General features: G+C 47.2%; 24 protein-coding genes. 19 read left to right on the top strand and 5 right to left on the bottom strand.

The window, feature by feature from the left end:
- The first annotated feature begins 32 nt into the window (after positions 1 to 32).
- From FS818_RS10255 to FS818_RS10165, 19 genes are all read left to right on the top strand, one after another.
- The gene (locus FS818_RS10255; RefSeq protein WP_260989824.1) at positions 33 to 1334 is read left to right on the top strand and encodes a CCA tRNA nucleotidyltransferase; all 1302 of its coding nucleotides are present in this window, start codon (positions 33 to 35) and stop codon (positions 1332 to 1334) included.
- A complete protein-coding gene (locus FS818_RS10250) occupies positions 1321 to 2298 on the top strand; it encodes a biotin--[acetyl-CoA-carboxylase] ligase (RefSeq protein ID WP_145331717.1) in 978 nt (325 codons plus the stop codon). The genes FS818_RS10255 and FS818_RS10250 overlap by 14 nt, the downstream gene beginning before the upstream one ends.
- Positions 2299 to 2651: 353 nt before the next feature.
- Complete coding sequence (gene panB, locus FS818_RS10245; protein WP_145331716.1) at positions 2652 to 3524, top strand: 3-methyl-2-oxobutanoate hydroxymethyltransferase; 873 nt, start codon at positions 2652 to 2654, stop codon at positions 3522 to 3524.
- A 47-nt stretch (positions 3525 to 3571) separates the two neighbouring features.
- Positions 3572 to 4426 (top strand): pantoate--beta-alanine ligase, encoded by an 855-nt coding sequence (gene panC / locus FS818_RS10240; protein ID WP_397351766.1) that lies wholly within the window; start codon positions 3572 to 3574, stop codon positions 4424 to 4426.
- Positions 4419 to 4802, top strand: coding sequence for an aspartate 1-decarboxylase (panD, locus tag FS818_RS10235; RefSeq protein ID WP_123066044.1), 384 nt, complete (start codon positions 4419 to 4421; stop codon positions 4800 to 4802). The genes panC and panD overlap by 8 nt, the downstream gene beginning before the upstream one ends.
- A 116-nt stretch (positions 4803 to 4918) precedes the next feature.
- Entirely contained in the window at positions 4919 to 5539 is a 621-nt protein-coding gene (locus tag FS818_RS10230; protein ID WP_313960463.1) for a tetratricopeptide repeat protein, read from the top strand.
- Positions 5540 to 5733: 194 nt separating this feature from the next.
- Positions 5734 to 8613, top strand: a complete 2880-nt coding sequence (dinG, locus tag FS818_RS10225; RefSeq protein WP_145331713.1) for an ATP-dependent DNA helicase DinG — start codon at positions 5734 to 5736, stop codon at positions 8611 to 8613.
- Between the two features lie 199 nt (positions 8614 to 8812).
- Positions 8813 to 9469, top strand: a complete 657-nt coding sequence (locus FS818_RS10220) for a redox-sensing transcriptional repressor Rex (RefSeq protein WP_145331712.1) — start codon at positions 8813 to 8815, stop codon at positions 9467 to 9469.
- Positions 9453 to 10760, top strand: a complete 1308-nt coding sequence (locus FS818_RS10215; protein WP_145331711.1) for an amidohydrolase — start codon at positions 9453 to 9455, stop codon at positions 10758 to 10760. The genes FS818_RS10220 and FS818_RS10215 overlap by 17 nt, the downstream gene beginning before the upstream one ends.
- A gap of 20 nt (positions 10761 to 10780) precedes the next feature.
- On the top strand, positions 10781 to 11311 hold the full coding sequence (locus FS818_RS10210; RefSeq protein WP_145331710.1) for a DUF5590 domain-containing protein: 531 nt from the start codon (positions 10781 to 10783) through the stop codon (positions 11309 to 11311).
- 329 nt (positions 11312 to 11640) lie between these two features.
- Positions 11641 to 12168: a hypothetical protein gene (locus FS818_RS10205; protein ID WP_090917144.1), complete on the top strand. Its 528-nt coding sequence runs from the start codon at positions 11641 to 11643 to the stop codon at positions 12166 to 12168.
- On the top strand, positions 12161 to 13663 hold the full coding sequence (locus FS818_RS10200; RefSeq protein ID WP_145331709.1) for an AAA family ATPase: 1503 nt from the start codon (positions 12161 to 12163) through the stop codon (positions 13661 to 13663). Before FS818_RS10205 ends, FS818_RS10200 begins: the two co-directional genes overlap by 8 nt.
- Positions 13664 to 13796: 133 nt before the next feature.
- Positions 13797 to 14669, top strand: coding sequence for a 3-hydroxyacyl-CoA dehydrogenase family protein (locus FS818_RS10195; RefSeq protein WP_145331708.1), 873 nt, complete (start codon positions 13797 to 13799; stop codon positions 14667 to 14669).
- Entirely contained in the window at positions 14666 to 15871 is a 1206-nt protein-coding gene (locus FS818_RS10190) for an acetate/propionate family kinase (protein WP_145331707.1), read from the top strand. The genes FS818_RS10195 and FS818_RS10190 overlap by 4 nt, the downstream gene beginning before the upstream one ends.
- A 102-nt stretch (positions 15872 to 15973) precedes the next feature.
- Positions 15974 to 17269, top strand: coding sequence for an asparagine--tRNA ligase (gene asnS / locus FS818_RS10185; RefSeq protein ID WP_145331706.1), 1296 nt, complete (start codon positions 15974 to 15976; stop codon positions 17267 to 17269).
- Positions 17269 to 17994: a DnaD domain-containing protein gene (locus FS818_RS10180; RefSeq protein ID WP_260984576.1), complete on the top strand. Its 726-nt coding sequence runs from the start codon at positions 17269 to 17271 to the stop codon at positions 17992 to 17994. Before asnS ends, FS818_RS10180 begins: the two co-directional genes overlap by 1 nt.
- Positions 17995 to 18258: 264 nt before the next feature.
- A complete protein-coding gene (locus tag FS818_RS10175) occupies positions 18259 to 18759 on the top strand; it encodes an RNA polymerase sigma factor (RefSeq protein WP_145331705.1) in 501 nt (166 codons plus the stop codon).
- Positions 18752 to 19204 carry a hypothetical protein gene (locus tag FS818_RS10170; RefSeq protein ID WP_145331704.1) on the top strand — a complete coding sequence of 151 codons (453 nt, stop codon included), beginning with the start codon at positions 18752 to 18754 and terminating at the stop codon, positions 19202 to 19204. The genes FS818_RS10175 and FS818_RS10170 overlap by 8 nt, the downstream gene beginning before the upstream one ends.
- Before the next feature lie 28 nt (positions 19205 to 19232).
- A complete protein-coding gene (locus tag FS818_RS10165; protein ID WP_145331703.1) occupies positions 19233 to 20567 on the top strand; it encodes a multi-tm2 domain protein in 1335 nt (444 codons plus the stop codon).
- 80 nt (positions 20568 to 20647) lie between these two features.
- On the opposite strand, the gene FS818_RS10160 is transcribed toward FS818_RS10165, so the two are convergent.
- Genes FS818_RS10160 through FS818_RS10140 form a run of 5 tightly spaced genes read right to left on the bottom strand, consistent with a single transcriptional unit; the run spans position 20648 to position 25343 of the window.
- Positions 20648 to 21301 carry a methylthioribulose 1-phosphate dehydratase gene (locus FS818_RS10160; RefSeq protein WP_145331702.1) on the bottom strand — a complete coding sequence of 218 codons (654 nt, stop codon included), beginning with the start codon at positions 21299 to 21301 and terminating at the stop codon, positions 20648 to 20650.
- Positions 21302 to 21303: 2 nt separating this feature from the next.
- Complete coding sequence (locus FS818_RS10155) at positions 21304 to 21981, bottom strand: 2-hydroxy-3-keto-5-methylthiopentenyl-1-phosphate phosphatase (RefSeq protein ID WP_145331701.1); 678 nt, start codon at positions 21979 to 21981, stop codon at positions 21304 to 21306.
- Positions 21978 to 23201 carry a 2,3-diketo-5-methylthiopentyl-1-phosphate enolase gene (locus FS818_RS10150; protein ID WP_186331629.1) on the bottom strand — a complete coding sequence of 408 codons (1224 nt, stop codon included), beginning with the start codon at positions 23199 to 23201 and terminating at the stop codon, positions 21978 to 21980. The genes FS818_RS10155 and FS818_RS10150 overlap by 4 nt, the downstream gene beginning before the upstream one ends.
- Positions 23194 to 24060, bottom strand: coding sequence for a pyrroline-5-carboxylate reductase (proC, locus tag FS818_RS10145; protein ID WP_186331630.1), 867 nt, complete (start codon positions 24058 to 24060; stop codon positions 23194 to 23196). The genes FS818_RS10150 and proC overlap by 8 nt, the downstream gene beginning before the upstream one ends.
- Before the next feature lie 35 nt (positions 24061 to 24095).
- Positions 24096 to 25343, bottom strand: a complete 1248-nt coding sequence (locus tag FS818_RS10140) for a glutamate-5-semialdehyde dehydrogenase (RefSeq protein WP_145331699.1) — start codon at positions 25341 to 25343, stop codon at positions 24096 to 24098.
- Positions 25344 to 25348: the final 5 nt, after the last annotated feature.

The following is a 25348-nucleotide window of genomic DNA, read 5'->3' as shown; positions in this document are numbered from 1 at the left end:
GGAGCCACAGCAGGCAGGAGAAGAGGTGAGATGTGGTGGTTCAATGGACACAAGCAGACAATGAAATGGCAAAACAAAGTGAGGCTGTCCTTACTCGATTAAATGAACATGGCTTCGAGGCCTATTGGGTTGGCGGTTGTGTTCGTGACGAAATGCTGGGGCGTGCCGTGGACGACATGGATATTACGACCTCTGCTTCTCCCGAGCAAGTTATGGGTCTGTTTGACGACTGTATTCCTACGGGATTACAGCACGGGACAGTGACGGTGCGTTCTGGAGGCCATTACTTTGAAGTGACGACCTTTCGGACAGAGTCGGAGTATCAGGATAATCGCAGACCTGCTGCAGTGCAGTTTGTTCAGGATATCAAGGAAGATCTGCAGCGGCGAGATTTCACCATGAACGCTCTTGCAATGGATGTGAAGGGAGCTATCGTCGACCCTTTTGGCGGGCAAGTTGATATTAAGAAAGAGCTTGTGCGTTGTGTGGGGTTGGCGGTTGAACGCTTTGGTGAGGACGCTTTGCGTATGTTGCGCTGCGTTCGGTTTGCTTCCGTCTTTGATTTCAGGATTGCGTACAATACCTGGAAGGGACTGGTAGATCGGCGTGAACTGCTCCAGCATATTGCCATGGAACGGGTCCGTACTGAGATGGTAAAAATGATGGCAGGTCCTCATCCGCTCAAGGGATTGGAATTGTTATTTCGCAGCAGAGCGCTAGAGTATGTCAAAGCACCAGTGGATTCTTCCAGGTTTAATAGAGATTTGTTAACTGGCTTGCAGCTTTTGGCAGGAGAACATGTATTGCTTCGATGGTCATGTGTGTTGCTGGCTGGTGGATACAACCGGGAAGAAGCAGACAAGTTATTGCGGCTGTGGACATTTTCCAATGAGCAACGTGTTCGAATTACGGGTGTGCTTCAAATGGAGCAACTCGTGTCCGATTTTGTGGAGCAGTGTGAAGATGATCAAGGGCTACGGGAAAACTGGATTGTGTCTGTACTCCATTGTGGTGCTCAGGCGGCTAACGACTGGCTGTTGTTGCAAGAGCAATTACCGAAACAGTGGCGTGAAGGTTCTGAACAGACACACGATCGACTCGTTAAAGTTCAAACTCTCGCGGCGGACTGGAGTCGATCCATGCCAGTCCATGCAATAAAAGAACTCGAAATCACGGGTGAACAGGTGTTGCAATTAGTGGGGCGCAAAGGTGGACCTTGGCTCGGGCAACTCATGAAACATCTGCTCAGGGAAACGGCGATTGGAAATATAATGAATCAGTATGAAGCACTATGTACTGAAGTGAAACGGGTGGCTGCGAATGACCAAGCATGAGGACTTATTACATATGTTACTTCATGCTGACGGACAGTTTGTATCGGGCGAGGAGATTAGCCGGCAGCTGTCCATCAGCCGAACCGCGGTATGGAAACATGTCAATAAATTGCGGGAGATGGGGTATGAGTTTGAAGCCGTTTCCCGTAAAGGATACCGTCTGGTCACCAGACCGGAAAGTATTGATGAGACAGCTCTCCAACTTAATCTGAAGACCAAGACATTTGGCCGTAAAGCGGTCATGCTGTCCTCAACCTCATCCACACAGGCCGATGTACTTAAGCTGGCGGAAGAGGGCGAGGGTGAGGGTGCGGTAGTCTTCGCGGAAGAACAGACGGGAGGCAGAGGTCGTTTCGGCCGCAAGTGGTTCTCTCCTCCGGGAAAAGGGATCTGGATGAGCGTGCTGCTACGCCCCGAAATACCTTTGCAACATACGCCCCAGCTTACCCTTCTGACTGGAGTAGCTGTATGTCGAGCGATTCGAGCTTATACTGGTGCAGAGGCTGGCATTAAATGGCCGAATGACTTGTTGATCAATGACCGTAAGATATGTGGCATTTTACTTGAATCTGCGGTTGAGGATCATCAGGTTCGATATTGCATTGCGGGCATTGGCGTAGATGTAAACTTTGATTCTCAGGATTATCCAGAAGACTTGCAACAGATTGCCACCTCGCTTCAGATTGAAACAGGGCAAGCTATTGATCGGACGGCGCTAGCAGCCGCTATTTTGACGGAGATGGAACATCTATATTTTATATATCAAAAAGAGGGATTTGGAGTTATTTCTACACTCTGGGAAGCATTGTCTGTTTCGTTGAATCGAAAGGTGACTGTTACGAATCCTCATGGTGTAATCGAGGGAACAGCTGTAGGGCTGGACTCTTCGGGAGCACTGGTAGTTGAGACGCTGAATGGGGTACGCGAACTGATCATATCTGGCGAAGTGACTTGGAAAAGCTGATGTTTTGTCGAATTTTCTTGGATCATCTCGAACATAAGACGTGAACTTTGAGCAGAACTTTGGTATACTGTTTTCGTGAGGCGGTATCGGGCTGTAATGACCGAGCTGCACTCCGATGAGCAGTAACCTTTGTTCTGCTTGATGCGTTTTACGCAGGAAAGTAGGACAGCAATAGCAAGGAAACAATGGAATAAGAACAAATGTGTTGTTGGATTCTGCTCTGAGCCGAAGAGGACCGAGACAGAAGGGACGATCGCAAGTGACTCTTTTTTGACTTTTCGGGACTTTTTAGTGGAAAACTAAAAGGTTTTTTTGTTGCGTTTAATTGAAAAGATGAGAGGGGCACAAGACAAATGGCAAACAAACAAGCGTTAAACATTGTGAAAATGAAAAAATACAAGCAGGATGGCATCCCGCTTAGCATGATTACAGCTTATGACTATCCGACTGCTCTGCTCGCCGAAGAAGCCGGCATTGACATGATTTTGGTGGGCGACTCTTTGGGGAATGTTGTTCTCGGCTATAACTCAACTTTGCCAGTCACGATTGATGATATGGTTTACCACACTCGTTCAGTTGTGCGTGGTGCTGAACACACGTTTATCGTAGCAGATATGCCTTTTATGACGTACCACGGTAGCATTGATGAAACATTGAAGGGTGTTCGTCGGTTGATGCAGGAAGGGCATGCCCATGCGGTCAAAATGGAGGGCGGCGTTGAAATCGCAGAGACAGTCAAGGCTGTTGTGCAAGCAGGTGTGCCTGTGCTCGGACATATCGGATTGACACCACAATCGGTGAATCAGATCGGCGGTTACCGAATTCAAGGCAAGGATGTAGCAGATGCCAAACGTCTGATGGATGAAGCCAAAGCGCTGGAAGCCGCCGGGGCGTTTGGCATCGTGCTTGAACTCGTGACGGAAGAAGTGGCTGAAGCTATCTCGAAAGAATTGTCCATTCCGACCATTGGCATTGGAGCAGGGCGGGGATGTGACGGTCAAGTGCTCGTATTCCATGATGTGGTTCAATATGCTTCACCATACACGCCTAAACGATTTGTCAAAACCTATGGTGATGTAGGAAGTGTGATTCGTACCAGTATTGAAACGTATGTAAAAGAAGTGAAGGATCGCTCCTTCCCGGCCGAAGAGCATGTTTTCAGCGCGGCGGATGGTGTACTGGATGGATTGTATGGACAACGCAAAGAAAAGGTGGAAATTCGCTGATGAAAGTCATACGCACGATCCCAGAGTTAAGACAGGAACTAAGCTTGATGCGAAAAAAACATGCGATCCATTCCGAAGAAACCGTGGTTGGACTGGTGCCCACCATGGGATACCTTCATCAAGGCCACGCCAGTCTGATGAAAGCAGCGAGAGAACAGAGCCACATCGTTGTTCTAAGCATCTTTGTTAATCCGATACAGTTTGGCCCAAACGAAGACTTTGAAAGTTATCCGCGGGATGAACAACGCGATCTCGGAACGGCTCGTGCTGAAGGGGTAGATATCGTATTTATTCCCTCGGTGGAAGAGATGTATCCTCAGCCGACGCAAACCACGATTACAGTATCCGGGATTACAGAGCGCTTATGTGGCGCATCCCGTCCAGGGCATTTTAACGGGGTGACTACCGTAGTATCGAAGCTGTTTAACATCGTGCAACCGCAGAAAGCCTTTTTTGGTATGAAGGATGCACAGCAGGTAGCCGTTATTGAGCAAATGGTACAGGATCTAAATATGCCAGTGAACATTGTGCCTTGTCCTATCGTTCGTGAGCAGGACGGTTTGGCACTCAGCTCACGTAATGTCTATTTGAACGCAGAACTGCGTCAGGAGGCTCTGGTATTGTCTCAGGCACTGCGTGCGGCACAAGAATCGGTGGAGGTCGGGACAGCTGTTACAGCAGAGGACATTCGCCGTGTACTCCGTGGACATATTGGCCAATCGGCGCATGCTGTGATTGATTATGCCGAGATTCAGGCTTTTCCAAGTCTGGAACCTCTTGCTGATCAAGAGGAATTGAAGGCTTATGATGATTTGCTCATCGCACTTGCCGTGAAATTTGGGAAAACAAGATTAATCGATAATATACGTATTCAAAAAACGGAGGTGCTGTCCCATGTTTAGAACCCTGATGAAATCCAAGATTCACCGTGCTACGGTAACGGAAGCCAACTTGAACTATGTGGGTAGCATTACCATTGACGAAGACCTTATGGAAACGTCGGATTTAATGGAAAACGAAAAAGTGCAAATTGTGAACAATAACAATGGAGCACGACTTGAGACTTATGTTATTCCAGGTCCTCGTGGCAGTGGCGTCATTTGTCTGAACGGTGCTGCCGCTCGTCTCGTACAGCCTGGAGATACAGTCATTATCATTTCTTATGCCATGATGTCACAGGAAGAAGCAAATACGCATAAACCTACCGTGGTGTTTGTGGACGGTCAGAACAAGCCGGTTCAGACCATGAAGAAAGAAGTTCACGCCACGATCTTGTAATCGGCTGGGAAGGAGAATGAAATCGGCCCATCCAGCAAAAAATGAGTACAGGTCACTGCACTAATTCATTTTCCAAGGGTGGGGATGCATCGATGTTCCAGCATGTTTTCGCCGAAATGAACGACATGTTAGATGAAATTATCAAGAGCTATCCTTCCGCTGAAGGTCTGAACAAACAGGAGCTGCAACAAAAATGGAATTTGCTCAAACGAATGAGTGACGGAATGCTGGATGAATGGCTGATGTTTGAAGAAAAGATGAGTCAGATTCGGGAAAGGGAGCTGGATAAACCGGCTTCACTTGAGCCGGAGCAGGAAGCAGTGACAGCTTTGCCTGAACTACATCTGGAATGCTTCAGCCGCGGCCAAGGATATTTTAAGCTACAGATGTATCCGCAGGCGATTGATCAATTCATACGGGTGGTGAATGATTACCCGGATAGTGCCTTAGCCCGTTTTTATCTGGCACTCGCACACTTAAGTCTGGAGCAGATTCATGAGTCTGAAACCCATTTACAGCAGATTATGCTACTTAAGGGATCAGCAAGACTCAAAGGTCTTGTATGTAACGCTCTGGGCTGTATCCAAGCGAAGCTCTCCAATCCAGAAGCGGCATGCTCCCTGTTCGCAAAGGCCCTTCAGTATGACCCGACGTTGACCGAACCTCTGTACAACATGGAAGTTTGCAGGCTGAACAGAGGTAAACTGCAGTATGCGAACCAGCTAGGGTGTGTCTGAAAATCTACACATCAGTTGGTCTCAAGACACGTCCAGATTGCCCTGAATTGAAAAAGACATTTGGCAACAAAAGAACGGTGTTTCCTCCTTTGGCATAGCGGCGGAAACACCGCTTTTTTGTCAGTTAATTTTCAAATGCCCTTTTTTTTGCTATGCTGTAACATAGACTGGAATGGAAGGGATCGTATATTGCAATGAAATTTGCCGTTTTGGATTTCGAAACAACCGGCACGCAGTCCGACGGTGAGATCATACAGGCCGGACTTGCCATCATAGACCATGACTTCAGCATAACTCAAATATATAGTTCTTATGTAAATCCGGGTGTTCCAATTCCGCCATTTATTACTGGGTTGACCGGAATTACAGAAGAAGATGTGGCGGATGCTCCATCTCTTGAAGAGATGATGATGGAGATGGTACCGCTTCTTGACGATGTGGTTCTAGTGGGCCATAACGTTGCATTTGATTTTCATTTTTTACAGAATGCGCTTGATCGTTGTGGTTATTTGCCTTTTACAGGCCGTATTCTGGATACGATTGATTTCTTGAAAATTACTTTTCCGTCCCTGGGTTCATATCAGCTCGGTTATGTGTCAGCCGAATTTGGGTTTGAACATGACCGCCCCCATCAGGCAGACAGTGACGCACTGGCAACAGCCCATGTTCTACTTAAATGTCTAGATGAGCTTAGAGAGCTGCCGTTAATTACGATTCAACGGCTTAGCGATCTGTTTGCACCAGAGGACAGTGATCTGGGCTGGTTTTTCGACGGACTACGTGCAGAGAAGGAAGCAGAACCGATTCAGGACCTGGATGGGCATACGTATTACCGTCAGCTGGCGCTTAACGTTAGTGACTGGACGGAAATCGGAGCTCCTCGGGACGAAAGAGAAGCGAACCCTCTGGAAGGTGTGACCTTTGATCAGTTTATGGATCAGGTGCGCGCGAACCTGAAAGAGACATTGGATCACTATGAAGAGCGCGAAGCACAGACACAGATGTTTGGCAGTGTACGTCAGGCGCTGGATGAAGAGAAACATCTTTTGCTGGAAGCCGGAACGGGAACAGGGAAATCCCTGGGATACTTGTTACCTGCTATTTATGAAAGTGTAAAACAAGAACAGAAGGTGATGGTAAGCACTCACACCATTAATCTGCAAGAACAACTTCGCGAACGGGATATTCCGATGCTGACGCAGGTGGTTCCTTTTCCCTTCAAAGCTTCCGTGTTCAAGGGGAGAGGCCATTATCTCTGTCTACGCAAATTCGAACACAAAATCAACAAACGTGAATTTGCTACGCCGAAAGAGGACTACTTCACTGCAGCACAAATGATTGTGTGGCTTACCCAAACCGAAACGGGTGACGATGAAGAATTGAACCTCAGTGCACGCGGAGGAGATTTCTGGGAAACCGTGCAGAGCGAGTCCGAGTCTTGTCTCGGCAGATCCTGTCCGTGGTTCCGCAAGTGCTTCTATCATCGTGCGAAACATGAAGCAGGACTTTCTGACATTGTGATTACCAATCACTCCAAACTATTTACAGACGTGAAGGCTGCTCATCAGCTGTTGCCGGCTTATGAAAGTTTGGTCATTGACGAGGCGCACCATCTTGAAGATGTAGCGGGTAAACACCTGGGGCTTCACATGAAGTATTTTACTCTCGTACACACGTTGACCCGTTTGTTTAAAGATAGTCGTAACGGTCAGCTCCCAATGCTGCGCTCCCAGCTGTCAGGGCACGAGAACGGGGGACAATGGGGTTCGATGGTGGATCAAATGTTTCCCCTTGCCGTCGAAGTGAAGGAGATGTGGGATCGTCTGAGCGATGCTCTGTTTGGTCTTTTGCCTGAACGGAGTGATGCTTCTCCAGGGGAGACCGGACAGTTCTCGCTACGCCTTAAAGCGTCTCAGAAGCCTGCCAAGTGGCAGGAGTTGCAGGATTTGGAGAACCAGATCTATGTGACTTTGGGTGATTTGGTGCGCAAGGGTGACAAACTACTGCTTGAAGTAAAAGAAGATCAGGATGATTACCAGTCTGACAGTCTGATTACAGATATCACCGGGCTTTTGAAAGATCTGACCACGATGAAGGAGAATTTAAGATTCTTCATGCGTATGGATGATGCCAAGACCGTGTACTGGATGGAGGCCAGCGGACAGTTCCGTAGCAAGTCACTCCAGTTGTACGCTGTTCCGGTGGATGTGAGTGCGCAACTGAAAGAGATGTTTTTCGATAAAAAGAAAAGCGTTGTGCTTACATCGGCTACGCTGTCGGTGGATAAGTCATTCCAGTTCATGATTGAGCAACTGGGTTTGCAGGAAGCTGCCGACAATAACCGGCTTCTGACCTCGATGCTACCTTCCCCATTTAATTATCGGGAACAAGCTTTGTTAGTAATCCCGCGGGATTTCCCGAGTCTGAAGGGAAGCGTAGGGGACGCACACTTTGTTCAGATGCTGGTGCACTCTCTTGCTGAGACGGCGATTGCAACTCGAGGACGTATGATGGTGCTGTTTACCTCTTATAAAATGCTTCGACAAGTCTATGAGCCGCTGAAAGAGGCTTTGTCCGGGAATGACATCTCGCTACTGGGGCAAGGTGTTGACAGCGGCAATCGTTCCAAGTTGACCCGACGGTTCCAGGATGCCAAAGCAGCAGTCCTTCTGGGTACGAGCAGCTTCTGGGAGGGCGTGGATATTCCGGGTGAGGCGCTGACCTGTCTTGCGATTGTGAGACTGCCTTTCCAGCCGCCTAACCATCCGCTTCTGGAAGCGAAGAGTGAATTGTTGCAAGAGCAGAAGAAAAATCCATTCATGAAGCTGTCTGTGCCACAGGCAGTCATTCGCTTCAAGCAGGGGTTCGGCAGGCTTGTTCGCACGGGCAAAGATCGCGGAATCGTCATTGTGTATGATACGCGCGTAATTGAAGCTTATTACGGCAAGTACTTCCTGTATTCGCTACCGGGACCAAAGATGGAGCATATGCTGACAGAACAGATGGTTCCCCGTATTGCTGAATGGTTAGATCGACCTGTGGATAATCAAAATAATGACGATGTACAGCTATAACATTGCAATGAACTTCACCATGGCGTTAAACTTTGAAGAAGACTTCACAAAGTTCGAACAGGGCAGCGATTCACTGAACTTATATTCCTAATAATTCGGGCATTCTGTATGAGGACATCATGCATGGATATTGCATGTATACAGAATGCTCATCTTTTCAATATTTATTTAATCGTGGCGATGGTAAGGGGGAGCAAGAATGAAATCGGATAAAATATCAGAAGCGGTAGTACGGCGTCTGCCTGTATATTTGCGTTATTTAAACGAGTTGGTTCAGCGTGAGGTGACAACGGTTTCCTCGCAGGAGCTGGGACAGCGACTGGATCTGAATCCGGCTCAAATCCGTAAAGATTTAGCTTATTTCGGTGATTTTGGTCGTAAAGGAATCGGGTATGATGTGTCTTACCTGATCGAGAAGATTCGTCACATTTTGAAAATTGATCAGCAAATTAATGTGGCTCTGGTGGGAGCCGGTAATCTCGGACATGCTTTATCGAATTATAACGCTTATTTGAAGGATAATATGAAAATTGTCGCTATTTTTGATGCCTATGGGCCCAAGATTGGCAGTAAAATTAATAGCCTGACCGTACAACCGATGGAAGAACTTACGGAAGCGGTTCAGAAAGAAAATATCCGTATTGGTATCATCACGGTGCCGGACACCGAAGCTCAGAATGTTGCCGACCAACTGATTGAATCGGGCATCGAGGCGATTCTGAATTTTGCGCCGACGATTCTAAAAACGCCTTCACATGTGCGGATTCATCATGCTGACTTTACAACGGATTTGCTCAGTTTGGCTTATTATTTGGAGAACGGGAAGGAAGATGAGCTTGATGACAACAACGAATAAATGGGTAATCCACAATGGCAGATTTGCAGTAAACGAAGGGGCCAATTGGACTGTGGTTCAAGGGTATATGGTTGTTGAAAATGACAAGATTGTGCATATTGGTGAGACGCTGCCGGATGGTGACGAGAACCTGCCTAAAGTGGATGGAAAAGGAATGCTCTTCCTGCCGGGTCTGATCAATACGCATGGTCATGCAGCAATGTCCTTGCTACGAGGTCATGGTGATGACCTGGCACTGCAAGTGTGGTTACAAGAAAAAATGTGGCCCATGGAAGCCAAAATGACTTCTGAGGACGTGTATTGGGGAGCATCCCTTTCGGTGCTTGAGATGTTAAAAGGCGGAACCACGGCTTTCCTGGACATGTATGACCATATGGATCAGGTGGCAAAAGTGGTTGAACAGTCAGGGGCAAGAGCTGCGCTGGCTCGCGGTGTCATTGGACTGTGTTCGGAAGAAGAGCAGATGAGAAAGCTCGAAGAGTCCGCAGCATTTGCTCGTGAATGGAATGGACAGGCGAATGGACGCATCACAACCGTAATCTCTCCGCACGCGCCTTACACATGCCCTCCAGAATACATAGAGAAGCTTGTTCAGGTTGCGCATGATTTAAACCTGCCTCTCCATACTCACATGTCGGAGACGCTTCGTGAAGTGGAGCAGAATGTATCAGATTATGGCTTGCGTCCAGTGGCACATCTGGAGAAGCATGGCTTTTTCTCACGTCCTTCGCTCGTAGCGCATGCTGTGCATCTCAACGATGAAGAAATTGAGATTTTGGCACGTCATGATGTCGCTGTATCCCATAATCCGGGTAGTAACTTGAAGCTTGCATCGGGTGTAGCCCGTGTTCCTGCTTTGTTGAAAGCAGGAGTTACTGTATCCCTGGGAACAGACGGACCGGCAAGCAACAATAATCTGGATATGTTTGAGGAAATGAGACTTGCAGCTTTAATTCATAAAGGAGTATCCGGTGATCCTACCGCCGTACCTGCCGGGGAAGCGTTGCTTCTTGGAACAGCTTACGGTGCGAAGTCCATCTTCCTGAACGATACCGGAGCTTTGCAAGTTGGTAAAAAGGCTGATTTTATTGCGCTCAACATTGAACAGGCTCATTTCTATCCACACACGGATTTGATTTCCCATGCAATCTACTCGGCTTCGGCGAAAGATGTGGAGCATGTATGGGTAGATGGCAAACAAGTCGTAAAACATGGTGAATGTTTAACACTGGATGAAGAGCGCATTTTGCGTGAATCCCAGTTGGCTTTTGATCAATTGCTTGCGCGTTAAGAGGAAAGGAAGTTCAACTCTTGAAGAAAAAAAAGAAGTGGATATGGATATCTTTGCTCATTCTCGTTCTGATTTTGATTGGACTTCAGCAATATTACGTCTATGTAACACAAGATCAGCGTAAAGAAGAAGCATTGGCTGTACAAGCCGCACAAGACCAGTTGGGGATTACATCGCCTGATGAGCTTCGAAAGTACGTCTGGGGCGAGAAGAATGGCTCTGACAACATTTACTGGACGATGACAGCTAAAAACAAAGATAATCAGGACATTATGGTCTGGGTTAAGTTTGATAATAACAATCAGCCTGTTCAAGGCGCGGCAGGTGTGCACAGTGAGCTATTGCAGAACTGGATGTCCGAAACGCAGATTCGCAACCGTTTCAGCTCAGACGTTCCAGGCGGTGAGATCAAACGAATCATGCCAGGCGTTGTGAACAATATCTATGTATGGCAAGTGTATTATAACGATGATATGCATAACTATTATCGCTTTTACCGATTTAGCAACGGAGAGCAAGTAGATCTGGTATATACGTTACCGAACAGCTGACTTCGTCTTTCTTTCCTCCGTTAAGATCAATAGAACGGTCAACTCAACATAGTCTCACATAAAAACGAGCAAAAAACCGGCAGACGGGATACCGACTGAACCGGTTTTTTCGCGTTGCAACCATTGAACATCAGTGAAATAGTTAAAATTATTAATTTATTCATATTTTCGCCTTCGAAATTGTATATACGATGTGATATACTCAGATATGTACTGAAGTTAACAAACAACGCAAATAAATCTGCAATAAACGTTGCAGACCATCATGTACAGCTAAATATACAAGCCTGTAGATTAAGGACGGGCTCATTTTGGGAGGGGTAATTCATTTGAAGCTGAAAGTATTGCCTATTGTTCTAACCGCCGTAGTTTCTGCCGTCCTGTTGTTTGGAGGTTGGTTCATATACCGTCAAGTAGCCGTACAGAGTCCGATTGAAAAGATGGTTACTCAGTACGAAGGGGTTAATAGCGTTCAGTTAACTATTAACCGCAATGATGTACAAATGAAACTTGATTTAAAGCCGAATGTAGATTTAGGTAGACTGGTGCAATATATTCATAGAGAAGGACAGAACCTGATCGGCTCCCGAGCCCTCAAACTGGATGTCGTAGACCACTCCAATGAGGCGCTTGAAAACTGGTGGGGAGATGCCATGTTTACCGTAGCTCAGGCGATGGAGAACAAACAATACGCCGAGATTACTCCGACGTTGTCCAAGATGGCTACAGGAGGAATTCAAGTCAATACGGCGATGGATGACAACAATGTTTATGTGAGTCTGAGAGACGGAGAAGCCAGCAAGTTCATTATACTGCCGCGTGTACCCGGTCAGATAGGAGTGTGGCCTAATGCCTAAATGGACAAAAGAAGCAGCCATAGGATTTGTCCCCGTTGTTATCATTTTTCTTGCTTTTATCGGTGTGAATATTGTTCCGATTCTGATCGCAGCATTGCTGGTTGGTGGGTTGTTATTCATGATGCAGATGCGCGGCGGGATCACGGTAGGTGCCGGACAAGAGCGTAAACGGAAGAAAAAAGGACCTTCAAAACTGACGTTTGAAGAAATTGGAGGTCAGGATAGTGCCAAGCAGGAATTAAGAGAAGCGCTTGACTTTCTGATTCGCCATGAAGAAATACAGAAGTTCGGGATAAGGCCAATGAAAGGTATTCTGCTGACGGGCCCTCCGGGAACAGGGAAAACGTTGATGGCTAAAGCGGCGGCGCACTATACCGATTCGGTTTTTGTAGCTGCATCAGGCAGTGAATTTGTCGAAATGTATGTAGGTGTAGGTGCCAGCAGAATCCGGGATTTGTTTAAGGATGCCAGAACACGGGCCGCGAAGGAAAACAAGGAAAATGCTATCATTTTCATTGATGAGATTGATGTGATCGGCGGTAAACGTGAAGGAGGACAGCAGCGTGAGTATGATCAGACTTTAAATCAGTTGCTGACGGAGATGGATGGTATCTATACTTCCGATACGCCTAGGATATTGCTGATTGCTGCTACCAACCGCAAAGAGATGCTTGATAGTGCACTGACACGTCCAGGGCGCTTTGACCGTCACATTCAGGTGGATTTACCAGATAAAAAAGGTAGAAAACACATTCTGGAGCTACACGCGGTGAACAAACCGCTCACACAGGACGTGAATTTGGAAAAAACGGCGGAAGAGTCATACGGCTTCTCAGGTGCACAGCTGGAAAGTGTCATGAATGAAGCAGCGATTTATGCGATGCGTGAAGGGCTGCTCAACATCGAACAGCGTCATCTGTCTCTTGCGATTGACAAGGTGATGATGGGTGAGAAAACCGATCGTGAGTCGAGCGTCGAGGAAAAGAAAAGAGTAGCCATTCATGAATTGGGACATGCCATTATGGCTGAACTTGTGCGTCCTGGGAGTGTAAGCCAGGTAGCCCTTAGTCCACGCGGACAGGCTCTTGGGTATGTGCGTCATAATCCGCAGCAGGAGCAGTTTCTGTATACGAAACGTTTTCTGGAAGAGCAGATCATGATTGCGCTGGGCGGTGCTGCAGCCGAGGAGATGTACTATGGCGGCCGTTCCACAGGTTCACGCAATGACTTTGAACAGGCGACGAATGTCGTACAGACGATGATGGCTTCCGGTTTAACGTCACTCGGGATTGTTAATATGGATATGGTCACTACCGAAGAGTTGATGAGAGAAAATAAAGTCATCCTTCAGGAACTCATGGATCATACGAAACGCCGGCTTGAAGAACAACGGTCAATTTTCGACAATTCCCTCGACATTTTGATGCGGGAGGAAGTTTTGTCAGGGGAACAATTTCGTTGTCAATTTCGTGACAGTGCACGTTTACCAGCATAATTTCTTTATGCTGGTTATTTTTTTTTACATTTCAGTCGTGCTAAGATATTATTAGTTGTTGGGTCGAAATTTGTAATTTTCGGCGAACAGGGTACAATAGAGAAATAGAGAACCGAAAGGATGGAGTAGAACCATGTTTTTCAAAAAAATAGGAGTTGTCGGCGGCGGTACGATGGGGCAAGGAATTTCCCAGATGCTCGCAGCCAAAGGACTTGATGTGCTTTTGGTGGAACACACCACTCAGAAGCTGGATCATGCATATGACATGATTGAAACAAATTTGGATAAACAGCTTGAAAAATGGGCGATTACCAAAGCGGAGAAGAAATTGATCCTCTCCCGAATTACGAAAGTGGGACATTTGGCAGAACTGGGCTCTTGCGATATGGTTATTGAAACAATCTCGGAAGACCTGGAAGCTAAAAAAGCAGTCTTTAATCAATTGGATCAGGTATGTCCGAGCAATGTTATTTTGGCAAGTAACACGTCCACGCTGAGTTTGACCGAGCTTGCAAGCTCGACCAAGTACCCGGAGCGTGTTATTGGTATGCACTTTATTCACCCGGTTTCCCGGGTTGATCTTGTTGAGATTATTCGTGGTCTGAAAACATCCGATACTACGTTTGAAGAAACTCGCCGCTTTGTTGAAGAAGTTGTAGACAAAAAAGGCGTTATGATCTATGAATCCCCTGGATTTGTAACCTCCCGTCTGATCTGCTTGCTGATCAACGAAGCGCTTCATGTCCTGCAAGAGGGCGTAGCTTCTGCTGAGGACATCGATGATGCAATGCGTATCGGTTATAATTTCCAACATGGACCGCTTGAAATGGCTGACCGCTTCGGACTGGATTCCGTTGAAGCAGCTCTCGAAAGAATGTTCCGTGAATTCGGAGAACTGAAATATCGTCCTTCGATTGTCCTGAAAAAAATGGTGCGCGCAGGTCATCTGGGCGTGAAAACAGGAGAAGGATTCTTCAAGTACGACAAGGATGGTGACCGTCTGTGAATATACTCGTAATTAACGCGGGGAGTTCCTCGCTCAAATATCAATTGTACAACATGGAAGATGAATCGGTACTTGCAAAAGGTCTGGTAGAGCGAATCGGGATGGATTCTTCCATTCTGACACATAAACCGACTGGCCGTGAGGAAGTTACGGAAGTCAGTGAGATTCTGGAACATACGACTGCAATTCGTAAAGTCATTGATTTGTTGACGCACAAGGAACACGGTGTGGTTGCTTCCGTTAGCGAAATTCAGGCTGTAGGTCACCGTGTAGTACACGGCGGTGAAGCTTTTAAAGAATCTTCTCTGGTTGATGATGCTGCAAAAGCGGAAATCCGTCGTTTGTTTGACCTCGCTCCACTGCATAACCCAGCAGCAATGATGGGGATCCGTGCGGCTGAAACAAATATGCCGGGTGTGCCTCAGGTTATGGTATTTGATACAGCATTCCACCAAACCATGCCTGAGCACGCTTATTTGTATGCTATTCCACGCGTACTTTACAAAAAATATAAAGTACGTCGGTACGGCGCACACGGTACATCGCATGATTACGTGAGCAAAGCGGCAGCCGAATATCTCGGTCGTCCGGTGGAAGATTTGAAAATCATCACTTGTCACGTAGGTAACGGCGGCAGTGTGACGGCAGTTAAAGGCGGCGTATCGGTAGATACATCGATGGGTATGACTCCACTCGAAGGTCTGATGATGGGAACGCGCAGCGGTGACCTCGATCCAGCAATTGTGCCTTATGTCATGAACAAGGAAGAACTTAGCGTAAGCGAAGTAAGCTCCATGTTGAACAAACACAGTGGACTTCTGGCGATTTCCGGGATCAGCAGTGATATGCGTGAAATTACAGAAGGCATGGAAAAAGGCGAGCCAAACTCGACGCTGGCATTTGAAATGTATGAATATCGGTTGCGTAAATACATCGGTTCTTATGCTGCGGCGATGAACGGTGTAGACGTAATCGTATTTACCGCTGGTGTGGGTGAAAACTCCGTCGTTCTTCGTCAGAAAGTATGTGAGCAATTGACATACCTTGGTGTTGAGCTGGATGAAGCGCTCAATGCTATCCGTTCGGGTGAGCCACGCCGCATTACAACTGAAAATTCAAAAGTGGACGTTCTCGTCGTACCTACGAACGAAGAATTGGTCATTGCACGAGATACACACCGAATCGTATTGAATTCTAAGTAATCTAACTGTAAAGTAAATACAGGATGACAATGAAGTGCAGAGGGCAGGTGCGAACCTGTCCGCTGCATTTTCAAATTTATGGAATCAAGGGGAGATATGGTCATGGATACGAATTGTGTAATTCGTAATGTGAACGAGCACGTGGGTGAGACAGTTACCATCGGCGCTTGGATTAATAACAAACGCTCCAGCGGTAAAATTCAGTTTTTGCAACTCCGTGATGGAACTGGATATATTCAAGGTGTAGTGGTTAAGAGTGAAGTCAGCGAAGACATCTGGAATGATGCGAAAAGCCTGACCCAGGAAAGCTCTGTCTATGTGACAGGTATTATCCGTGAAGAGCCACGCAGTGCGTCCGGCTATGAGATGACCGTAACTGGCGTCCAAATCATTCATTTGACGGAAAACTATCCTATTACACCGAAAGAGCACGGTGTGGATTTCTTGATGGACCATCGCCATCTGTGGCTTCGTTCCACCAAGCAGCGTGCTGTAATGGTGATTCGGGCAGAGATTATTCGTGCAGTTCAGCAGTTTTTTGATGGTAACGGATTCACGCAGGTGGACCCGCCGATCTTGACACCTTCCTCAGCCGAAGGAACAACGAACTTATTCCATATCAAATATTTTGATGAGGATGCATATCTGACGCAAAGTGGACAACTGTATATGGAAGCCGCGGCAATGGCACTCGGTAAAGTATATTCCTTCGGTCCAACGTTCCGTGCAGAGAAATCCAAAACTCGTCGTCACCTGATCGAATTCTGGATGATTGAGCCGGAGATGGCATTTGTCGACCATGAGGAAAGCTTGCGCGTACAAGAGAAATTCATCGCACATGTCGTTCAATCCGTGGTGAAAAATTGCCGTGCTGAGCTGGAGTCCATCGGACGTGACGTTTCCAAATTGGAAGGCATCACAGCACCGTTCCCGCGTATTACGTATGATGAAGCGATTGAGTTCTTGAATGGACAAGGCTTCGACATTCCTTGGGGTGAAGATTTCGGTGCACCACATGAAACAGCGATTGCGGAAAAATACAATACCCCTGTATTTATTACGCACTACCCGGCTGGAATCAAAGCGTTTTACATGAAACCAGATCCAAATCGCCCTGAAGTTGTTCTGTGTGCCGACATGATTGCGCCGGAAGGGTACGGGGAGATCATTGGTGGATCGCAGCGTATCGATGATCCAGAACTGATGCAACAGCGTTTTGAAGAGCACAACCTTTCGGATGAAGCGTACCAGTGGTACCTGGATCTGCGCAAATACGGATCGGTGCCTCACTCCGGTTTCGGTCTGGGATTGGAGCGCACGGTAGCTTGGATCTGTGGACTTGACCATGTTCGTGAGACTATCGCATTCCCTCGTATGCTCTATCGTCTGTACCCTTAATGTTTAACGGAAAAGAGTATATGGAAGACATGTCCTCCAAAGCCTGGTTAAGCGGGGCAGCCTACGGTATGGCCTCAGGTACAGCTCAATTACCGTATGCCTTATTACGTTTTTATCATCAGCTTGGATTGTCCGATTCCGAGGTTCTGCTTCTTATTCAGTTGCTAGGCTTCCGTCAGGCAGAATTCAATGAATTTCCTACCCTTGAAGAGCTTGCTGCACGAATGGGACTTGCTCCTGAAGGCATCGCCAGAATGTTGCAACGTCTGATGAGGGATGGGTATATTACGATAGATGAGCATCGGGACGAAGAACGGGATATTCAGTATGAACGTTATGACCTGCACGGCTTGTATGCCAAGCTTGCGATGTGTACAGCGGAAGAAGCAGCTTATGCCCGGTCAGAACAACAAAAAGCCAATGTTTCACGTCCAGATTCGAACAGTGTTCAAAAAGAAGAGGAAGAGCGGAATATGTTCTCTATTTTTGAAAAGGAATTTGGTCGTCCTCTCTCGCCAATGGAGTGTGAAACGATATCCAGCTGGCTGGATCAGGATCGCTATCAGGAAGAACTGATTCTGATGGCTTTGAAGGAAGCGGTATTTGCAGGAAAAGTGCATTTCAGGTACATTGACCGAATTTTGCTGGAGTGGAGCAGGAATCGCGTTAAAAATGTGCAGGATGCCAAAGCGTATACGCAACGTTTCCGCAATGGCGGACGTTAAATGAATAAACAGGCCAGAAGTTATTCTGTGCCTGTTTTTTGATATTATTTTGCTCCATAATATACTTCTTAGTAGCTATATGTAAGTCCATATCACGTATTTCGAGGGGATTTTTAATACCCCTTAGAGAGACTGTTTATAAAAAAGTTAATAAAAATTGCAGGGGTCAGTTGACCAGTCGTCGTCTATAGAATTGGAGAGGAGGGGAGAGTTATTGACGAAGCGCTCGTAATTGAACAAATCCGTCAAGGGGATGCATCCCAAATGCGTGTTCTGATCGACAAATACAGCCAGCATGTCTATCATGTTGCGTATTCTGTATTACGTAATGATCAGGATGCACAGGATGCCGCTCAGGAGGCGTTCATTCAGATTTATAAATCTCTCCCTGACTACCGATCCGAAGGGTTCAAGACGTGGATCTCACGAATTGCTTTTCACAAGGCTATTGATGCCAAACGCAAGCTGGGCAGACGGAGTGCTGAAGATCTGGGCGGAGATGAAACGGTAGTGAACCTGCCCGGACGGGACGAAGACGTTTTAGCCCGTGTCATTCGTGAAGAGCGGCAGGAGAAACTTCGTGAACGGATTAATCAGCTGCCTGCGCAGCACCGGGATATTATTACCGCTTATTATCTGAGCGAGAAAAATTATGAGCAAATTGCCCATGAAGCTCAGGTTGCTGTAAAAACGGTTGAATCAAGGTTATACCGGGCCAGACAGTGGATTCGAAGTCATTGGAAGGAGGAAGAGTGGCGTGAGTAAAAAAGAAATGTATACCATCCAGCAATGGACGGATTATATCGAAGGCCGAATCAGCGGCAAACAGGCGATTCTGATGGAGCAGTTTCTCCTGAATGAACCAGACGCAATGCAAGATTATCTTGAAGCTTTGGATATGGAGCGAAACTACCCTGAATTACCGAATTCAGTTGATTTTACAGACTCCGTAATGAACCGAATTGAGAGAATGGCGCCCGATGGCCAGACACGACATTCTCGAGGTGAACGAAACCGCCGATGGTTTGAACATAGAGTATTTCACTATGCCGTAGCAGCCTGTTTAACATTGATTTTTCTCTCTTCCGGACTGTTTGACAAGGTAGCCCCTTATCATAAATTCCAAGAAGGTGACACTGCAGGCTCATTTACCGAGAAATGGACTGAGGCAGCTACCTCTTGGCTGGATAATTTCAAACCCAAACCTTGATTGGTTTCACATGGCCTGAATAGAAAGGATGACGACTGTGCATTCAGATCGTAATAAATTACTTGCATTTTTATTAAACCTGTTCCCTGGGCTTGGGTTCCTCTACTGGCGGCGAACGGCCCGAGCTGTAGTTTACCCGTTATTATTTTTTGGAACGGGCATTGGTTTTGTCATGCTGGCCTATTTGGTCGGTGATAAGGATCTACTAGTCTTTGGATTATTAGGTGTGATCTTTGTCTGGTGTCTCAGTATGCTAGACATGATTATTGTGTTGCTCTCTGCACCTTCAGCCCGAGAAATGTATTACAACGGACAAGGTATGCATTATGGTCATCCTGCACATCATCAAGGTTCTACCTATCCAGAGGGGTATGTTAGAGAACAAGGACCAATGGGACCTATAAATCAGGATGACATGCATCGTCAGGGTGCTGAGGGTGAGCATGAATATGGCGGATTTCCTGGTGGGGCAACCTATACGGGACCTCACCCGATGTATCGAAAGGGCAGTGAAGGTGAGCGTTTTTTCACCATTTTGCTTTCGTTTGTACCTGGTCTTGGGCATCTGCATCTCGGATTACTTCATCGGGGCTTGTCCTTTTTGATCGCATTTTTTGGTTCATTCGCCATGATGGTGTTCGTATCCGCCATCACAAACGAATCTATATTTTTGATGTTTTTGCTCATTCTGCCTGTAATCTGGGTGTACTGCATGTTCGATGCGGTCCAGCATGTACATCGCAAGCAGGCTGGTGAAGTGTTGCAGGATCGAACATTATTTGAAGAGCTCGAGACAGGCAGAATTATGGGCAAGCGTAGTAAAGTGCTGGCCACACTGCTCTCTGCTTTTCCGGGTGCAGGGCATATGTATCTCGGATTGCAAAAAAGAGGATTGCAACTGATGTTTCTGTTCCTTGGTAGCATCTACATTCTGGATCTGCTTCGTTTATCCGTCTTCCTGTTTATGATTCCATTGATCTGGTTCTATAGCTTCTTTGACGGACTACAATGCTCAAGTCGGTATGGACGTGAACCGCTTAGCGATCAGCCGGTCTTCAAAGATTGGGTTCGACATCAGCGTTTTATCGGAATGGGGATTGCGGCTCTTGGTTTGTACTATTTAACGATCCGCCTGATTATTCCGCAACTAAACGAGATGTTCCCGAATGTGTTCCTGACGTATGAGATTCGTTCGTATTTGAACACGGTTATCGTTTCATTTTTGCTCATCTTCGGTGGGTTAAAGTTGTTATTTGGAAAACAGCGTGAGTCTACTCCTGAGGCATCGATTGCCAATGCAAATCACACGAAGGATGATGAGTTGGAGAGTCTCTTTTTATTCAAGGATCGAGATAAACGATGATCCGGATACAAGGAATGGTATTAAAGCAAAACAAAACACACCAGGGCTGATCCAAAGCCGCTGGTGTGTTTTTTAATAATCTATTTTTGTGCACCTTTAAGCAAAAGCTGGCGGTACATCACTTCGAACAAAAATTCAAAAGCTTCCAGATGACGCTTCGCCTCAAAAGCATCCTTACCCCAAGCATAGATGCCATGATTGCGGAGCAGAATTCCTGGAACACTGGCATCCAGTGCATCCGGTACCAATTCGGCGATGGAAGGAATATGTGCGAAGTTGGGCAGAACCGGAACACGAATGGCTGCATTTTCTTCCCAAATGTTAAAGGCTTTGATCAATTCAATGCCTTGAATCGGCACATGACCTTCGTCACCAAAAAATTCACTGATCAAGTTGTTAAATACCGTATGCACATGGAATACCGCTCCACAACCGGTTAGACGATAGATTTCACAGTGAATCAGTGTTTCGGCGCTCGGCTTCAATGTAGTCGCTTCGATCGCTTTGCCTTCTTTATCAACAAAAAGGAAATCTTCCGGCGTGCGCAGAGACTTGTCTTTGCCAGAGGCGGTCACCGCAAAATAAAATTGTTCCGGGTCAAATTCGCCCACCCGCATCGACAGATTGCCGCTTGTGCCGGGAAACCAGTTCCGGCTTGCAAATAAAGCTTTGACATCCGCCAGCTCCTCTAGAACCTGACGTTTATGTTCCAGTGTAATCTTTTCAAAACCCATGTCTACAGCACTCCTTGTGATTGCTTCTGTTTCATATCTTCGATGATGTCATAAAAGGTCGTAAACGGCACATGATCTACACCAAGTTCTACACATTTATCCGTCAGAATGGAGCGGGAGTAGACCAGGTCCGCAATTTTAGCTCCTTCGAAGTCTGTTAGACTGTCCCCGATCAGAATCCGGTTATACTGTTCTTCCGGAAACGTGCGAATTACGGTCGTTTTACACATCCCGCAGCCGTTCTTGCAAGGGGGCTGACAGGGATGCGGCCATTCAATGCGAATGTATTCACCGGAGAAATCTGCACCGTTACAGTATACATGATCCTGCGGAATGCCGAAGGGGGCGAGTAACGGCTCAATGAAAAAGTCCATGCCACCGCTGGTCACATTGAATTCGATGTCCTCACTGCGAACATACTCCAGAAATGCTTGGAATCCTTCGCGGATGCCTGCTTGTCCAAGGACAAATTCAACAATTTCATCTTTTTGCGAGGAAGGCAGGAGAGCAAACATGGCCCCCACCCCTTCGCGAAGAGATATTTTTTGTTCAATCGTGTCTTTCATGATGGCATCGATGCCTTCTGGTTTGAAGTGTTTCATAATGGCGACAATGTTGTCTGAGAGCGTAATGGTTCCGTCAAAATCACAGAAAATTGCTGTTTTCTTATCTGATCTCATCGTTCTCCACCCCACAGATCAAGTGCGCTTTTCAGCTCGGGGTGCTCGGTAGCATACTCGGCCAGTGGAATGGAGCGCCCAGCGGCTTCAATGGCTTGCAGGAACGCACGTCCACCTGCTTCGGTTCCCATGGGATGTCCGTGAATTCCGCCCCCGGCATTGACGATCACATCCTTGCCGAAGTCTCTCAGAATCATCGGAACAAGTCCTGGATGGATTCCTGCCGAAGGCACGGGCATACTTGTTCTTACAGGTAGATCAGATGTGAGCAATTGCTCAGTGATCGCCATATTTTCTTCCTTCGGCATCGTAACCGAGCCGTAAGGTGAAGGGAAGAGCACGAGATCAGCACCGGCGAGACGCATTAACTGTCCCAATACCACGGACGCGGAAATACCGTAATGCGGTGATGGATACAAGGCACCGGCAAGTGCAGGGTGAGCCATGATTGGCACGTTAATGTCAGGATCACTGCTTAGTTCATGCAACACATCATAACCATAGGACAGCACATTAAAGAGCAACGCATTGGCTCCTGCGCCGATGGCACGTTCAGCCTGTTGTTTCAAACGGGAGGTAGGTCCCGTCAAATTAGTGGCGTATAGAAGTTTTTTGCCTGTTTCCTGGCGAGCCTGTTCGGCCGCCTTCATGCAGACCTCAACTCTTTTTTCAATCGGTGTAAGCTTGTTCTCAAACAGGATCTCGTCATCCTTGATCAGATCAACGCCTCCAAGAGCCTGGCGGATAAACTGCTCCCGAAGTTCTTCAGCATTAAGTCCAATAACCGATTTGAAAATACTCATCAATAACGGACGATCATGAACTCCAAGCAGGTCCCGCACACCGCTAAGCCCAAACTTCGGTCCCGGGAAAGCGCGCAGGAAGTGATCTGAAAATCCGAGATGATTCAGTTTGATACGCCCGTCCATCGAGATTTTGCCAAAAACGGTGACAAGCAAAGCTGGGATATCTTGACTAAAGTTAATATCCGGATATCCAATGGTGATATCTGCATAACGTTCTCCAGGTGCTAACCCTTCGGCCTCATGAACCTCAACCTTGATCACTTCACCCAGATGTTTTTGCATGGCTTCCCGCTGCGCCTGAGGCAGCTCCGTCCAGCTGCCCACGGTCATACCTATGGCAATGGATTGAGCTTTCTTGTGAAAATCGGCATGATCATCATGCAGACGATATGTGGCAGTACACATGTTATTCATGTTTTAAATCTCCTTCCAATGCAGCTCCCATCTCGCGAGAGCGTTCTGCACAGCGGTTCACAGCTGCAATCACATTTTCAAAGAAGTCACCTTCATCGAGCGTTTTCAGAGCAGCCTGAGTCGCACCTCCTGGGGAGGTGACATCACTACGAAGTTTCATCGGTTCAAGACCCGTTTGCTGTACCATCCGAGCTGCACCAAGCACCGTCTGAACGGTTAGGTCACGAGACTGCTGACCAGACAAGCCACCGCGGATTCCGGCTGCAATCATGGCTTCCATTAGATAGTATACATAGGCAGGTCCGCTGCCGGAAATACCAGTGAGCACTTCGAGTTTGTCTTCTGGCACAATCGTTACGATGCCTACAGCTTCGAAAAGGGTCATGACGGTACTGCGCTGTTCATCGGTAATCTCTGCAGAGAAAGCAAGTCCGGTGGCACCAAGTCCAATGGTGCTGGAGGTGTTAGGCATCGTTCTTGCAATCGGCTGTTTGCGGCCAAGCAGGCTCTGCATCGTACGGATCGATAGTCCAGCTATAACGGATACGATCAGCTGATCCGGGGACAACAGGGGGCCCAGTTCACGAAGCGCAGCGGCGGCATCTTTGGGTTTCATACACAGCACAATCACAGGGGAAGAGGAAAGGATATCCAGCGATTGTGAGGCCGTTCCGGTATGCACGGCATAACGGGTGCTCAGCTCCTCCTGACGTTTCAGGTTGCTGCGATTCAGCATCGTAATATCCTGGGGACGAACGACAAGGCGGGAAATGAGCCCACGTACGATGGCTTCAGCCATCGCACCTGCTCCGTGGAAAGTAATCTTTTGTTGTAGTAGTGTCTGTTGCTCTTGGCTCATGTATATCGTTCCTCCTATATAACTGGTACTTAATATTATTGACGAATCTGACCGTTGCCGGTAATCCGGTATTTAGTTGATGTTAAAGCAGGAAGCCCCATTGGACCCCGTGCATGAAGCTTCTGTGTACTAATTCCGATCTCGGCACCGTATCCGAATTCGAATCCGTCGGTGAAACGAGTGGAAGCATTATGATAGACAGCCGCCGCATCGACTTCTTGCATAAACCGCTCTGCATTCGCGGCATCACGGGTCACAATGCATTCGGAATGCTTCGTTCCATAGTGTGCAATATGCTGCAGGGCTTCATCCAGATTTTCCACAACGCGGATGTTCAAAATATAATCGTTATACTCGGTTGCGTAATCTTCCTCTGTGGCCTGGGCCGCTGTCGGAACAAGGCGACGCACCGTTTCACAACCTTTTAGAACAACACTTGCTTCACGGAAGCGCTCAGCCAAAGTTGGCAGATGCTTTTCTGCATAGTTTGCATGTAGCAGCAAGGTTTCCATAGAGTTACATACCGATGGGCGCTGTGCTTTGGCATTGATAGCAATGTCTGTCGCCATAGCTTCGTCTGCTGATTCATCCACATAGGTATGACAGATGCCAGCACCCGTCTCAATGACCGGTACGGTTGCATTCGCAACGACAGTACGAATCAGTGAAGCACCACCGCGTGGAATGATAACGTCCAGCAGTCCGTTCAGCTTGAGCATTTCGTCAACGGAAGAACGATCTGCATCTTCTATTAACTGAAGTGCATCTGCAGGCATTGCCGTAGTTTCCAGCGCTTGATGTAGCACCTCAACAATTTTCCGATTGGAGGAAAGAGCAGAGGAGCCGCCGCGCAGGAGCACAGCATTGCCTGTTTTGAGACATAGGCCTGCAGCGTCAACCGTCACGTTAGGACGAGCTTCATATATAATGCCTATCAGGCCAATGGGTACTCTTGATTTTTCGATGTGAAGGCCATTCGGACGTGTAAAAGTTTCCAGCACTTCACCCACAGGATCGGGTAATTCCGCGATCTGACGTAAGCCTTCAGCGATGCCTGTGATGCGCTCTTTATTCAGTGCCAGACGATCCAGCATGGATTCAGGAGTGCCTTGTTCTCTGCCGCGATCCAGATCTTCCACATTTGCAGTAATGATGGCATCCGCCGAAGCAATCAAGGCGTCAGCCATAGTACGCAGTGCGGCGTTCTTCTGTTCCGTACTCAGCCGATTTAATTCGGTGACGACAGCTTTGGCTTTACTTGCTTTTTCTCGAACTTCACTCATCTTAA

Source organism: Paenibacillus xylanexedens (genome assembly GCF_007680605.1).
Lineage (GTDB): Bacteria > Bacillota > Bacilli > Paenibacillales > Paenibacillaceae > Paenibacillus > Paenibacillus xylanexedens_B.
Note: the sequence above shows the minus strand (reverse complement) of the source record. Positions and strands in the feature narration are given on the sequence as shown.

Bases quoted from the DNA above. Each gene is read 5' to 3' on its own strand.
- proC (WP_186331630.1), bottom strand. From the start codon at position 24,060: ATGAGCCAAGAGCAACAGACACTACTACAACAAAAGATTACTTTCCAC.
- FS818_RS10175 (WP_145331705.1), top strand. From the start codon at position 18,259: ATGCGTGTTCTGATCGACAAATACAGCCAGCATGTCTATCATGTTGCG.
- panB (WP_145331716.1), top strand. From the start codon at position 2,652: ATGGCAAACAAACAAGCGTTAAACATTGTGAAAATGAAAAAATACAAG.
- panC (WP_397351766.1), top strand. From the start codon at position 3,572: ATGCGAAAAAAACATGCGATCCATTCCGAAGAAACCGTGGTTGGACTG.
- FS818_RS10250 (WP_145331717.1), top strand. From the start codon at position 1,321: ATGACCAAGCATGAGGACTTATTACATATGTTACTTCATGCTGACGGA.
- FS818_RS10200 (WP_145331709.1), top strand. From the start codon at position 12,161: ATGCCTAAATGGACAAAAGAAGCAGCCATAGGATTTGTCCCCGTTGTT.
- FS818_RS10160 (WP_145331702.1), bottom strand. From the start codon at position 21,301: ATGGGTTTTGAAAAGATTACACTGGAACATAAACGTCAGGTTCTAGAG.
- FS818_RS10230 (WP_313960463.1), top strand. From the start codon at position 4,919: ATGAACGACATGTTAGATGAAATTATCAAGAGCTATCCTTCCGCTGAA.
- FS818_RS10220 (WP_145331712.1), top strand. From the start codon at position 8,813: ATGAAATCGGATAAAATATCAGAAGCGGTAGTACGGCGTCTGCCTGTA.
- FS818_RS10195 (WP_145331708.1), top strand. From the start codon at position 13,797: ATGTTTTTCAAAAAAATAGGAGTTGTCGGCGGCGGTACGATGGGGCAA.
- FS818_RS10165 (WP_145331703.1), top strand. From the start codon at position 19,233: ATGACGACTGTGCATTCAGATCGTAATAAATTACTTGCATTTTTATTA.
- FS818_RS10155 (WP_145331701.1), bottom strand. From the start codon at position 21,981: ATGAGATCAGATAAGAAAACAGCAATTTTCTGTGATTTTGACGGAACC.
- asnS (WP_145331706.1), top strand. From the start codon at position 15,974: ATGGATACGAATTGTGTAATTCGTAATGTGAACGAGCACGTGGGTGAG.
- FS818_RS10140 (WP_145331699.1), bottom strand. From the start codon at position 25,343: ATGAGTGAAGTTCGAGAAAAAGCAAGTAAAGCCAAAGCTGTCGTCACC.
- FS818_RS10150 (WP_186331629.1), bottom strand. From the start codon at position 23,201: ATGAATAACATGTGTACTGCCACATATCGTCTGCATGATGATCATGCC.
- FS818_RS10180 (WP_260984576.1), top strand. From the start codon at position 17,269: ATGTTTAACGGAAAAGAGTATATGGAAGACATGTCCTCCAAAGCCTGG.
- dinG (WP_145331713.1), top strand. From the start codon at position 5,734: ATGAAATTTGCCGTTTTGGATTTCGAAACAACCGGCACGCAGTCCGAC.
- FS818_RS10215 (WP_145331711.1), top strand. From the start codon at position 9,453: ATGACAACAACGAATAAATGGGTAATCCACAATGGCAGATTTGCAGTA.
- panD (WP_123066044.1), top strand. From the start codon at position 4,419: ATGTTTAGAACCCTGATGAAATCCAAGATTCACCGTGCTACGGTAACG.